Origin of the sequence: Paenibacillus sp. FSL P2-0322, from assembly GCF_037975315.1 — a bacterium.
GTDB classification, from domain to species: domain Bacteria; phylum Bacillota; class Bacilli; order Paenibacillales; family Paenibacillaceae; genus Paenibacillus; species Paenibacillus polymyxa_B.
Genome location: NZ_CP150243.1, coordinates 1,460,179 through 1,473,249 on the forward strand (window position 1 = coordinate 1,460,179; position 13,071 = coordinate 1,473,249).

Below are 13,071 nucleotides of genomic sequence, written 5' to 3' on the forward strand. Positions count from 1 at the left end.
ATACGATATGTATCTATTAAAGTGTCTTGAGCAGAGGTAGAGGAGGAGTTTGCTTGATTGAAAAGCAAGGCGGAGGGCTGGTATTCCTGTTAAGTGTCCCTCGGAGTGGAAGCTCGCTGCTTACCGCCATTTTGCAAAACCATTCCCGCCTGTTTGCCACACAGGAAATGTGGTTTCTGCTCAGTTTATATGATCTTCCTCAGTCACATGCACGGCCATATGGAGGAACAGGGATACTTCGGCAATTTTTTAAAGGTATGGTTTCCTCCGATGTACTGGAGCAGGCCTCCCGTTCGTATGCACTTGAAATATATAATGGTCTGCTTCAAGGAACTACAGCAGATATGCTTATCGACAAATCCCCGCGTTACTATACGGTGCTGGAATTTATAGACCGTTTATTCCCTGATGCCCGCAGGCTGTGGCTTATCCGGAATCCTTTAGCCATTGTGGCCTCATTCAAAAAGGTCAATCAGCTACGGAATGGACGTTTTCAACTGCTGGAGGAACTGGGGAGTCCGCATTTTAATATGAAAATGACGGATATTACGGTTGGTTTGTTCCGTTATGCTCATTATTTTGCTACACCTCATCCACTTGCATACCCGCTTAGGTATGAACAACTCGTATCCAATCCAACGATGGAGATCGAGAAGCTGTGCGGTTTTCTGGGGATCAAGTATGAGCCGGGGATGGAAAAGTACGGAGACTTTGCGGATACGCCCAAATCCAGTCTTTTTTATAGTATGGGAGCGGGTGATCCATTCGTAGGAGAGCATGAGCAGGCGCATCAGGATTCGGTACATAGCTGGCAACATTTGTTGAGTAAAACGGAAATTGAGCTGTATTGCAGAAGCATTGGGTCCCGCATGTTTAGGCAGCTTGGGTACGCGGAAGCGTTGGAGCAGGCTGAGCAGATGACTGGAGTCCGCTTTGAAGATGAGCCGGATATAGAGCTGCTGAGTCAACGTACACAACAATTTCTCCAACAAAGCGGCTTTGAATGGAAGGCAGCTTATCGGATGCTGGAAGACCAAGATGCAGATAACAGAGAACTTGTGATAAATGCAACCCATCATACTGTACCTCAAGATCTGGCAAGGATGGAGGTGGACCAGATCGTGAACGATCGGCGGATCCAATCACTGGAAAACAGGTTGGCACATAGCTATGAGGAGCGGAACCGTCTTATCGCTCAGCTCCAAAGCTATCAACGCCCAAATCAAGGTCTCCGATCTCGCAGCCTCTTTGCCCGTAAGCTCGGGCGCTTGGCGTCTGTAGCGTTATCAAGCATAGGAAAAGAAAAAGGGGGAAGAACGTGAGTGCGATTGCCGGAATCTATAGCTTTGGACATGAGTCCGTAAGCACCGAAGAAGGCGGGAAAATGATGCAAGCCCTGCGAAAATATCCCGCTGACCGCGTATGCGCTTGGTGCGAAGGCTCAATTTTTTTGGGTTGTCATGCCCAGCATGTGACCCCGGAATCTGTTCATGAGCGTCTTCCCTTCTATGATGAGCTAAGAGATTTGGCAATCACGGCGGATGCGATTATTGACAATCGTTCCGAGCTGTTTGAACGGCTGGGAGTTGAGCAGGAACGGCGGCAAGATATCACGGACAGCGAGCTGATTTTGCTGGCATATGACAAATGGGGAGTGGAAGCAGCCAGTTATCTGATAGGTGATTTTGCCTTTGTCATTTGGGATGCCAAGGAACATCGATTATATGGTGCTCGAGATGTGACAGGAAATCGTACGCTGTACATGTACCAACATGACCGAGGATTCGCGTTTAGCACGGTGGTCGCTCCACTTTTGGCCCTGTCCTCTCTGCGAAAAGAACTGCATGAACCGTGGCTGGCCGAATTTTTGTCCATCCGTGCCATGCAGGAATCCGTCGATATCGGAACGACTGCATACAAGCATATCAACCAGCTTCCTCCTGCACATTGGTTCACTATGGAGGAGGGGAAGCGAACCCTTCATAAATATGCATGTCTGGATGAGGTAGAGCCACTGCGGCTCAAAACAGGGGGCGAGTACATAGAAGCTTTCCGCGAGGTGTTCACACAGGCGGTCACTGCCCGACTACGGACGCATCGTGCTGTAGGGGCTGCCTTGAGCGGAGGGCTGGATTCCGGGGCGGTTGCCAGCTTTGCCGCGCCATCGCTGCACCTGCAACAAAAGCCGCTGCATGCCTACAGCTATGTGCCTGTTCAAGATTTTACAGACTGGACACCGCCTACATTGCTGGCGAACGAACGAAGCTATATTCAGTCTACGGCTCGCTATGTAGGCAACATTCACGAAAATTATATGGATTTTGAGGGGAAAAGTCCGTTTTCTGAAATTGATATTTGGCTGGAACTCATGGAAGCACCCTACAAATATTTTGAAAACTCCTTCTGGATCAGAGGTTTTTATGAAAAAGCACAGGAGCACAATGTCGGTGTACTATTAACCGGGGCACGAGGCAATTTTACCGTATCATGGGGCCCTGCACTAGACTATTATGCCCGGCAGTTTCGTCGTTTGCACTGGTTGCAATCCTTTCAGGGGTTGTGGCGATACAGCAAGCTTACGGGCAGGCGTATGTCTCATCTACTCCCTGTGATGTTGAAAAAAGCGACTTCGCTTGAATCTCGTTCATGGCTGCGGCGTAGCAATCGAAGTCCCGTTCCTTCACTGATCCACCCGGAGTTTGCCAAACGGATGCATGTAGAAGATATTCCTGTATTGAGCGGAACAGGCTGGATGAAAAACGCCGATCAGACGAGAAAAGAGAAATTTTCGAATTTGGCGATTGCTAACAAAAATGGTGTGGTCGCGACCAAACTTTCACTACGGTATGGCCTGTGGGAACGTGATCCGACCGGAGACAGCCGAGTGATTCGCTTTTGCTTATCGGTGCCTTTTGAACAGTATGTGCAAAACGGTCGGGACCGTGCCCTCATTCGTACGGCCATGCGTGATCATCTACCTGATGATGTTCGATTGAACCAGCGGGTACGCGGTGTGCAGCCTGCAGATTGGCTACATCGAATGCTTCCTTGCTGGGATACGTTTATGGGAGAGCTTCAACTGATGTGTCATGATTTACGAGCCGCCGAATATCTCAATATTGAGTTTATTAAGACGGCTATGGCGAAACTTCACCACCCCCGCCCTGAGCAGGCGTCTGATCCGAATATACGACTACTAATGCATAGCCTGATCGTGTACCGTTTTCTCTGTAGATTGAACTGATCGAACCTATCCGGTCAGACAGTTCGCCATTCGTTGGAGGGGAGGTGATGAGATGAGTAAAAAAGAATGGCAGGAACCGACGATAGAGGTGCTGGATATTAACCAGACTATGGCGGGTAAAGGCTGGAAACAGATTGACTGGGTGTCTGACCACGATGCCGATCTTCATAATCCAAGCTAACACATGGTTATACATGCAGCCGATGTTGGGCTGGAAGCAAAAAACTGGTCCGATAACGACTGAATGAACGAGAATAGCATAATCCATTGGACTCGTATTCAATACAAAGCCGTCTTTATTTCTTCGGGTTAGAGGTACTGCCCAAGAAATAAAGACGGGATTTTTAAGGACAGAGGAGTGAGTCCTATCGTGCATGACAGGAGTGCAAATGTCAGTTGGACGAAATATATAGCCTTTGGACTCAGAATTGCCAGTGAGCTGAATCTGCCTGAGCTGATCCTGGCAGCACCGGAAGCAGAAGAGGATGTAGTCATTCGACAGGCTGATTTAACTGCATGGAGTGGTCAGCTGGAGCAGGCCAATTTTGTGATGCTAGATGAGCGATTTATGTTCCAAATACCAGGCACGGCCATTTATGCCGTCAGGGAAGGCAAGGAGATCGAGGTAAGCATATTCTCTGGGGCCGATCCTGACACCGTGCGGCTGTTTGTGCTGGGTACATGCATGGGTGTTCTGCTGATGCAAAGACGAATATTACCTATTCACGGAAGTGCGGTCGTCATCGGGGAGAGGGCCTATGCATTTGTGGGTGAATCGGGTACGGGCAAATCGACACTGGCTGCTGCTTTTAGGCAGGCAGGTTATCAGATGGTTAGTGATGACGTGATTGCTGTAAAAGCTACGGCTTCCTCAGCCATCGTGTATCCAGCTTATCCGCAGCAAAAGCTGGGGTTGGATAGCTTGCTCCAACTGGAGGCTTTACGGGAGAACAAGCATGCACGCAAAAGAAATAACATACGGTCCCTAACTGATGGCAATTCTGTAATGCCACAATACAGTGATCTGCGTATGCTTGCAGGTGAACTGAATAAATATGCCGTACCCGCCGTAGATGAATTTTTTAACGATCCGCTGCCCTTAGGGGGCGTATTCGAGCTTGTGGCAGATTCTCCAATCCGTGCGTTGATGCGCGAAGGGGAGTTAATGGCGGTTACGGAACAGCCCTTGAACGTTCTGGAGTGCTTGCATACATTACTACAACATACATATCGTAGGGTGATTATTCCGCGAATGGGTTTGAGTGAATGGTCGTTTGATACAGCGGCTAGGATGGCTCGTAAAGTAGAGGGCTGGCGGCTGCTGAGGGATAGTTCCGTCTTTACTGCGTCCGAGGTTGTACAACGGGTACTTGATATCATTCGTAAGGAGGAAAAGAGTTATGGCAGCCACTAATTCAGCTAAGGACCATTATCGCGTCATTTACGGTGAAGAGGTCTATGTCAGTGATATGGACGGAGAAAAAGTGATGATGAGCATTAACACTGGTAAATATTATAACTTAGGCTTCACAGGAGGACGAATCTGGGAACTGGCAGAATCCGGTCCTTCACTTGGCGATATCGTAACTGTCCTGACGAATGAATATGAGGTGGACGAGGAACAGTGCAGACAGCAGGTACATACCTTTGTGGCTGAGTTGGAGCGGGAAGGACTGTTAAAGCTTCTACGGGAGTCGGTATAACATGCGGATACAACGGCTTCTTCTCCTGTCTCCAGAGGTCAGGAAATTGTTGCCGGAAGCCTGGCTGGAGCTGGGATGGGCGAGGCTGCGCCAGCGTCGTTCTTTTGGGGATTACTCAAGGGTTTGGGGCATATGTATGGAAGAAACTCCATGGCAGTGTGATGTCAGGCAGGAGAAGTCCATTCAGCAGATTTCGCACGCTGTGGAGCTGGCAAGCCGTTATACTCCTTGGCGCAGTAGTTGTCTTGTACAAGCCGCTGCGGCGATGACGTTGCTGGGGCGCAGAAAACTGGACTGCACGCTGTATCTGGGCACAGCCAAAAATGCCGCTGGACGCTTGGCCGCACATGCATGGGTACGTAGCGGACCGATTTATGTTACGGGGAAACGGGAGATGGAAGCATTTACGGTGGTGGGGATATTCGGGAGACGTGCTGTGATGGCTACAAATACAAAAAATGAAAGATAAAGGCAGTTCTTTGCTTTAATGCGATGAGACAAGAAGGAGAAGAATGCATGCCCACCAAGTCTGTTTTGGAACTTGCGAATTGGAATGAGGATCAAGAATTAACGTTGTTACTCTCTCTATTGGGGAAAGACGTTTCTCATTGGCAGGATAAGACTGCTGCTACCCAGCTGCGTGAGATGGATTGGGTCCGATTTTTACGTCTGACCGAGCACCATCGAGTGGTACCTACGGTGTATCTCCAACTGAAAACATTGAATCATCCGTTCATTCCCGCAGAATTGTTGCGAAACCTTCAGGCGCAGTATCATCGAAACACGCTTCGCATGCTCCATCTTCAAGCAGAAGCCGAGCGTCTGACCAGGCTGCTCATAGCTCATGGAATTCGTGTGCTTATGTTGAAGGGTCCTGCTCTGGCGCAGCAGTTGTACGGGGATGTTTCTCTGCGTACCTCCAAGGATATCGATTTACTCATTGCCCCTGACGATATGGATGAGGCTGAGCATTGGATGAAGGAAGCCGGATATGCGTCCAAGAGCGGAGAAGTGCGTGTCCTTGGTAGTTGGAAATGGAAGGACCATCATGCATCCTACCTCCATCCGCAAAAACGGGTAGAGATTGAGTTGCATTGGCGGCTTCACCCGGATGGGGGTGGGGAACCCTCTTTTGACGAGCTGTGGAACTGCCGGAAAATGGGCAAAGCTGCAGGAACCGGTCGGCAGGTACCGTTGGGATCTGCCGACAACAGGACTGTGATGACGTCCTGTATGTATACGCTTGGCAGCGAGCATCAATTTCTGTACTTGAGCGCGCATGGTGCGCGTCACGGCTGGTTCAGGCTACGCTGGCTGGTTGACATCGACAGGCTTGCGGTATGTGCTGTCGATTGGGAGGCGCTACTGCCGATGATGCGCCGCTACGGGGGCCTGCCTGCTGGGGGGCAGGCTTGGGCACTCGCCGCTGCGCTGTTGGGTACGCCGATACCGGAGTCGATGCGTCCGGTATCGGCTACCCGGCAGGCGCGCAGGCTCGCACTGAGCGCGCTGGCCTTCATGCAGGCCAGCGTTCCCGCACCGTACCCGATTGCCCACGGGCCGAGTACAGGTAGGCTTGCTCCATCAGAGCTGCTGCATAGCAGAGCTTTGGCGGAGCAAGCGGAAGCCGCCCCTCCGGATGGCGGTGCTTCAGTATGCGGTACCTGTGGCGAAGCAGCCATGCTTGCCACCAGTGGCGTTACTAGCATCACGGAAGATGCCAGTAACGACGACCATAGCCCGATGAGCACTGCTACCAGTTGTGCCCCCATTACTCCAGCTGTCGCCTCCAGCCAAGTCATGACCAGAAACACGGCGGCTGCCCATCAGCCGGTCAGCCGCACTTACTTGCTTTCCTTAAAAGAGCCAAGACACAGACTATGGTACCTCATCAGCCGTTTGTTTCCTTCTACGGGGGATTCGGCCGTTTTTCCACTGCCTCGCCAGCTGCATTTTTTGTATATCCCTTTACGTCCATTTCTTTGGCTGAAGCGGCGATTTTCAAAGCACTGACTCGATAGAGGATTTTGCAAAAATCCAATAAGCGACTTTCAATGAACAATATATAGATCGAAATGGTCTAGTTCGTCTATATATTGCACTTTGGAGCGACTGGAATCGAATTTTTCAAAATCCTGGATAAGGAGTGTGCATTATGGTTCACCTGCGATTATATATGACAAAGCTGTATAGCGTGAACGGCGGTGCGTTATTTCTCAATATTGGATGTATGATCATTGTCAGCCTGCTGGAGGGTTTTGGCATTTATATGCTTGTTCCTATGCTGGCGGCTATCGGCGTATTTGTTGGTCATTCAGGGATGCCATTTCTGTCTGGTGGATTGGAACATTTTTTGCCGTTCATTCCTAAAAGCTGGCTGTTGCCGGGGATGTTGATGGTTTTTATAGTGCTGCTTACAGGGCAGGCTTTGCTTCAGCGTTACCAATCCATCCTGAATTCGCGGATTCAGCAGCGTTTTATGCGCTCTTTGCGAATAGACGTGTACACTTCCTTTATGAAGGCGCAGTGGGCATTTTATTTGCGTCAGCGTAAATCTGATTTTAGCCATGTGATGACGACCGAGCTGGCGCGTGTCAGTCAGGGAACGAATTTGCTTCTTCAACTGACTACTGCTGTCATGTTTACGATGATCCAGATTGCGTTGGCTTTTTGGTTATCCCCCTCTTTAACCGGGCTGGTATTTCTGAGTGGATTGGGGCTGTTTGTCGTGTTCCGCCGCTCCATTCGAAATGCCAAACAATTAGGTGATCGTACCACTGAGCTGTCGCAGGTTTATTTTGCTGGGATTACGGATCACATGAACGGCATGAAAGATATTAAAAGCAATCTGTTGGAAGCGGCGAATATCCATTGGTTTCGCTCCCTGACACAACGCATGGAGGATAATACGACCCAATTTGTCCGGCAAAATGCGACCACACAGTTTTTTCATCGTACAGCGGCAGCTGTTTTTGTCGCTTGTGTCATATTTACATCGCTGCAGTGGCTGCATGTTACTCCTGAAAAACTGATTGTGCTGATTCTTATATTTTCACGCTTATGGCCCCGATTTGCTCTTATTCAAGCGAGTCTGGAATACATCATGTCTATGATCTCCGCTTTTGAGAGTGTCACCAAGGTGCAACAGGAGTGCGAAGCTTTCACAGATCCGTCATTGATTGTATCTGCATTTGTACGGCAACCCCTGTCCCTTCGTCATGGGATCGAATGCAGCCATCTGGATTATCGCTACGATGGTGCAGCAGAGTCTGCGCTGCGTCATATTAACTTGTTCATACCCGCTCGGGGAATGACAGCCATTGTAGGGAAATCGGGAGCAGGTAAAAGTACAATGGTCGATGTCCTGATGGGTTTTTTACGTCCAACTGGGGGGCAGATTACAATAGACGGGCTTGTTCTGGACGACGAATTGTTGCTCCAGTGGCGGCAGTCGTTTGGCTACGTGTCACAAGACCCATTTTTATTTCACGCGACTGTCCGCGAAAATTTGATGCTGGCAGATAAGGATGCTAGTGAGCAGCAGCTATGGGAGGCGTTACATTTTGCCGCCGCAGACAACTTTGTATCCAGATTGCCCGAAGGGCTGGACACAGTAATTGGAGATCGCGGGATTCGTCTGTCTGGAGGAGAACGTCAACGGCTAGTATTAGCACGGGCTGTCTTGCATCATCCTTCGGTACTTATACTAGATGAAGCGACAAGTGCGCTGGATGGTGAGCATGAAGCCGCAATTCAGGCAGCACTGGAACGGATGAAAGGTCAAATGACGTTGATCGTCATTGCTCACCGCCTGTCAACCATCAGACATGCGGATCAAATTGTCGTACTGGATCAAGGCGAGGTCATACAGCAGGGGAACTACCACCAACTGGAACAAGAGGAGCGGGGGGCGTTCAGTCAGCTACTATCGTATCAAAGCAGTGTCACCGCCACCCCTTAACCAGACTTTTCTGTAACTCAGCTTAAGTTTCTTTACGTTTGGCAGTGCTTCTTTTCTTTTTGACTGGAGTCGGAGAGATGTTCTCGCCTGCAACAGCCTGCTGTGCTGTTGGGGCCGCTGGTTTACGCGCAGGGCGTTTTTTCGCAGCAGAGCCGGGATCGGTAACGACAGGTTGCACTGCCTCGATGCTGGCCTGAAGGGCGGCCATTAAATCTACTACATTGGTCTGAGGCTGTGTTGGGGCGATTCGCACCTCTTCACCAGCCACTTTATGTTGAATGAGATCCAGAAGACGCTCGCGGTACTGATCCGTATACTTTGCTGCATCAAAAGGTGTAGATAGCTGCTCGATTAGCATTTTTGCCATGGTTAGCTCCTTCTCTTTAACCTCCTCCTGCCCCGGTAAGTTAGGCACTTGAGCAATGGGGCGAATTTCATCGGGGTAAAACATCGTCTCCACCGCCAAACATTCATCCAACACCCGAATAGCCGCCAGGCTGCTTTTAGAGCGGATGGAGATTTGGGCAATCCCGATTTTCCCGGTATCCTTCATCGCATTCATGAGCAGTTTATACGCATTGGAGCCAGTTTGATCTGGGGACAGATAATACGTTTTCTGAAAGTAAATCGGATCAATTTCCTGTAAATCCACAAAATCTAAAATAACAATATTTTTATCCGCTTGTCCGCTAACTTGCTCCAGTTCCTCCTTGTCGAACATGACAAATTTTCCTTTTTCATATTCGTATCCTTTTCCAATTTCCTCCCATTCGACCTCCTTGTCACAAACGGGACACTTTCGTACATAGCTAAGTGGGCTTCCACACTCCTTGTGAATATAACGCATGGAAATGTCCTTATCCTCAGTCGCAGAAAACATTTTAACGGGCACATGAACCAGCCCAAAGCTGATCGCACCTTTCCAGACTGTATGCATTACGCCGCTCCTCCTTTTTTTAATCCGCATTTTGTATCCTTCGATTCCAACGCTCGGCTGTGAGCATACCCATTTTTCACTTAGATTTTTCACTTAGTATGCTTCGGAGAAAGGAATGTATGAGGTGTAAAGAAAAGAGTAAGCCAACTAATCTGCTATTCTGAGGTGTGACTACATCGCATAACACAATGATATAAAATTGTTAAGTTACATTAGTTATATTAAGATAAGGGATAACCAACGATTTTGACATTTTATAAGAAAGGAGTGTTCATGTCATGAAGAAAAGATCATTAAACTTTATATCTTTTGGATATGGATACTCTACTGCTGTTTTTTTCTAAAATCATTTTTATTGGTGGAGTCTGCCTAAAAATGGTTAGAAGAAACGGTAGAAAAATTTAAAAATGACGAGGTCGATTAAATGAAAAATGAAAAAATAACTAGAAAAAACCCGGCAGGTATGCCGAAACCAGTAGGGAATTACACACATATAACTAAAGTTCCAAGAAATTCAGAGCTATTCGTGACTTCGGGTCAAGTTGGAGTAGATCAGAATGGCCAATTCCCAGAAAGCTTTAACCTACAAATCAGCAATACTTTTAATAACATTAAATCAGTTTTGGACGCCGAACAATTAACCGCTGACAATATTATAAAAGTAAATGTATGGGCAACTGAGCAGATAGATTGGGATTACATGTATTCCCAATGGGAAAAGTTATTCGGGAATGATTATCCTGCAATGACTATCGGCTACCTTACTGCTCTAGGATTGCCTGAAATAAAAATTGAAATTGAAATTTGGGCAGCTAAAGCATAAAAATAATACGCACCTCATTTATGGGATGGAATCATAGATAGCCCCGGTCTTCGTGAGAAGCTGGGGCTGTTTTATGTTTAAATTCACGAAAAATGTACATCCGTCGTCGCAAGCAAACGCACTAAAAGATTACCGAGCATCGCATAGTGACGAGCTATCCGCATCTGCATCCTTCGATTCCAACGCCTTGGCTGTGAGCAAATCATTTTTATGTTTCGTACAAAGGATTTGTATGAGTTGTGAATGAAGACTGCGAATTGCTTCCGCGTGCGCATGGTTACAGTAATTTTGGTACATAGTAAGGCATATCCGATTCAAAAGGGGGTACACAATTTATGTCCGGAAAATCCTATCCTCAGCAAATCAGGCATCGTGTGGGTCAAAGCCAAATCGCCTTTCGGGGCCCAGCTGGAGGCGAACAGGATGCATTGCCGCCCGAGTTTGCTCTTTCACATGGAATCCGTCCGCCTTTTCCCGTAGCTGTGGCTCATGTGGATTTGGAGGCTGTAGTTTCAACTTCGCCTTCTCATAGCATCCCTTCATTAGACGTTGAACGGATTATAGATGAAGACTAGGTGAACTATATTTCTGAATGAATGCACACAACAACAAACAGGAGGGGAAGAATAACATGAACGTGGAACGAGCAAAAGCTATTTATGATTCATCCGAAAATATTGCCGTACAATTGGATGGTAAACCGATCTGGATTGAGCATGTAGACCAAGCAAACGGTATGGCAACGGTACAGATAGGTAGCAGACCCGGCAATACCCAAACCGTCCGTGTGGATCGTCTGGAAGAACAATAGAAGAGGGGCACCAAACCAGATTTTTCCCATAGTATGGGGTATAGCTTTAGAAAGATCTTGGACAGCTGTAGGCTTTCATCGTAGAATGCTGCTTGAATGATCCCGCTTCAACCCTAAAAGGCTCGCAATTGCTCAATGAGCAATTAGCGAACCTTATTTGTAATAATGAATACAGTCGAGGGAACAAGTTAAACGCCAGACAAGTTAATTTGAAGGTGGAGTTGGTTCCTTTACATGACTTTATACTGCAATGGCCTTTAAATGTGGTGAAATCATCAGTTTAGCCTCAGTTGCCAATTGAACGTCTTCCACCGATAAACCCGGCGCAATTTCCTTCAGCATCAGCCCACTACCTGGAATAACATCGATGACAGCCTTTTCGGTTACGATGGTCTTTACAACATTTACAGCGGTCAGGGGCAGTTTACATTGTTCCAGTATTTTCGGCGCTCCATTTTTGTTCACATGCTCCATGGCTACAATCACTCTCTTGGCTCCGACCACCAAATCCATGGCTCCCCCCATGCCCGGAACCTTTTTCCCTGGGATCATCCAGCTTGCAAGGTTGCCTTTCTCATCGACCTCCAGGGCGCCCAACACGGTGATATCCACATGCCCTCCACGGATGATAGAAAATGAAAGCGAACTGTCGAAAAAGCAAGCTCCTTCCATAGTTGTAACATAGTTTCCGCCTGAATCGATACAATCGAGTCTTTCTTTCCCCTGAGTCGCTTTTGGGCCTACACCGAGGATTCCGTTCTCAGCCTGCAGCATAATATGAATGTTTTCGGGGATATAGTCTACCACCATTGTAGGCATTCCAACACCAAGGTTGACAACTTCGCCATTTTTAAATTCCTGGGCTATTCTTCGAGCAATGAATTCTCTGTTATTCATGCGTTTTCACCCACCTTTACAATTGCGTCGACAAATATTCCGGGAACGTTGACATGATTGGGGTCAATTTCTCCCGTCTTTACGTATTCGTCTGTCTGAGCAACTACATACTCTGCCGCTGTAGCCATTACCAAATTGAAGTTACGTGAAGAGCCGTTGATGACAAGATTTCCCGCTTCATCAGCCTTATGAGCTCTGATTAGCGCCACATCTGCTTTGAGCGGCAGTTCGAGCAAATATTCTCTCCCGTCAATTTGGATTTTCTTTTTTCCTTCCTCTACAATGGTGCCTACACCTACAGGCGTTAAAACACCGCCCAAGCCTGCTCCTCCTGCACGTATTTTTTCAGCGAGCGTACCTTGCGGGAAGAGTTGAACCTCCGCTTCTTTCGTCATCAGGAGCCTTCCCGTTTCCGGATTAGAGCCAATATAGGATGCAAAAATCCGCTTTACTCTGCCGCTTTTTACAAGCTTATAGATAGATAATTCCGGTGTGCCTGTATCATTGGATATAATCGTAAGATTGCTGGCGGGATTGGTGTCGACAAGCGCACGTACAAGTTCCTCCGGAAAGCCTCCTGCCAGAAAACCTCCGACCATCACCGTGTCTCCGTCTTTGATCTGCTTAACTGCTTCTTCAGCGGAGATTACTTTGTTATTCATGGTTCCTTCTCCTTATATATATATTTTTAGGAA

Annotated in this window: 14 protein-coding genes; 11 read left to right on the top strand and 3 right to left on the bottom strand. The window is 47.9% G+C overall.

The annotated features are described in order from the left end of the window. Positions 1-53 precede the first annotated feature (53 nt). From MKY24_RS06405 to MKY24_RS06440, 8 genes are all read left to right on the top strand, one after another. Entirely contained in the window at positions 54-1,322 is a 1,269-nt protein-coding gene (locus tag MKY24_RS06405) for a sulfotransferase (RefSeq protein WP_143757154.1), read from the top strand. Continuing rightward, positions 1,319-3,244 (top strand): asparagine synthase-related protein, encoded by a 1,926-nt coding sequence (locus tag MKY24_RS06410; protein WP_339201626.1) that lies wholly within the window; start codon positions 1,319-1,321, stop codon positions 3,242-3,244. The genes MKY24_RS06405 and MKY24_RS06410 overlap by 4 nt, the downstream gene beginning before the upstream one ends. Positions 3,245-3,296: 52 nt before the next feature. Further along, positions 3,297-3,425 (top strand): paeninodin family lasso peptide, encoded by a 129-nt coding sequence (locus MKY24_RS06415; protein WP_023987454.1) that lies wholly within the window; start codon positions 3,297-3,299, stop codon positions 3,423-3,425. Positions 3,426-3,614: 189 nt separating this feature from the next. Beyond that, complete coding sequence (locus MKY24_RS06420; protein ID WP_339201627.1) at positions 3,615-4,658, top strand: serine kinase; 1,044 nt, start codon at positions 3,615-3,617, stop codon at positions 4,656-4,658. Beyond that, a complete protein-coding gene (locus MKY24_RS06425; protein ID WP_053324868.1) occupies positions 4,645-4,947 on the top strand; it encodes a lasso peptide biosynthesis PqqD family chaperone in 303 nt (100 codons plus the stop codon). Before MKY24_RS06420 ends, MKY24_RS06425 begins: the two co-directional genes overlap by 14 nt. Before the next feature lies 1 nt (position 4,948). Then, positions 4,949-5,416: a lasso peptide biosynthesis B2 protein gene (locus tag MKY24_RS06430; RefSeq protein WP_209941286.1), complete on the top strand. Its 468-nt coding sequence runs from the start codon at positions 4,949-4,951 to the stop codon at positions 5,414-5,416. A 47-nt stretch (positions 5,417-5,463) separates the two neighbouring features. Then, entirely contained in the window at positions 5,464-6,960 is a 1,497-nt protein-coding gene (locus MKY24_RS06435) for a nucleotidyltransferase family protein (RefSeq protein WP_339201628.1), read from the top strand. Between the two features lie 142 nt (positions 6,961-7,102). Next, on the top strand, positions 7,103-8,908 hold the full coding sequence (locus MKY24_RS06440; RefSeq protein WP_339201629.1) for an ABC transporter ATP-binding protein: 1,806 nt from the start codon (positions 7,103-7,105) through the stop codon (positions 8,906-8,908). A gap of 22 nt (positions 8,909-8,930) precedes the next feature. Here MKY24_RS06440 and MKY24_RS06445 read toward each other — a convergent pair whose 3' ends face one another. Then, positions 8,931-9,845: a Ku protein gene (locus MKY24_RS06445; RefSeq protein ID WP_339201630.1), complete on the bottom strand. Its 915-nt coding sequence runs from the start codon at positions 9,843-9,845 to the stop codon at positions 8,931-8,933. A 424-nt stretch (positions 9,846-10,269) separates the two neighbouring features. On the opposite strand from MKY24_RS06445, the gene MKY24_RS06450 reads away from it, so the two are divergent. From MKY24_RS06450 to MKY24_RS06460, 3 genes are all read left to right on the top strand, one after another. Beyond that, positions 10,270-10,668 carry a RidA family protein gene (locus MKY24_RS06450; RefSeq protein ID WP_023987460.1) on the top strand — a complete coding sequence of 133 codons (399 nt, stop codon included), beginning with the start codon at positions 10,270-10,272 and terminating at the stop codon, positions 10,666-10,668. Positions 10,669-11,003: 335 nt separating this feature from the next. Continuing rightward, complete coding sequence (locus tag MKY24_RS06455) at positions 11,004-11,243, top strand: hypothetical protein (protein ID WP_023987461.1); 240 nt, start codon at positions 11,004-11,006, stop codon at positions 11,241-11,243. 56 nt (positions 11,244-11,299) lie between these two features. Further along, entirely contained in the window at positions 11,300-11,479 is a 180-nt protein-coding gene (locus MKY24_RS06460) for an H-type small acid-soluble spore protein (RefSeq protein ID WP_023987462.1), read from the top strand. 240 nt (positions 11,480-11,719) lie between these two features. Here MKY24_RS06460 and MKY24_RS06465 read toward each other — a convergent pair whose 3' ends face one another. Both MKY24_RS06465 and MKY24_RS06470 read right to left on the bottom strand, forming a co-directional pair. Next, positions 11,720-12,376 (bottom strand): 3-oxoacid CoA-transferase subunit B, encoded by a 657-nt coding sequence (locus MKY24_RS06465; protein WP_023987463.1) that lies wholly within the window; start codon positions 12,374-12,376, stop codon positions 11,720-11,722. Then, complete coding sequence (locus tag MKY24_RS06470; protein ID WP_023987464.1) at positions 12,373-13,038, bottom strand: CoA transferase subunit A; 666 nt, start codon at positions 13,036-13,038, stop codon at positions 12,373-12,375. The genes MKY24_RS06465 and MKY24_RS06470 overlap by 4 nt, the downstream gene beginning before the upstream one ends. Between the last annotated feature and the right edge of the window lie 33 nt (positions 13,039-13,071).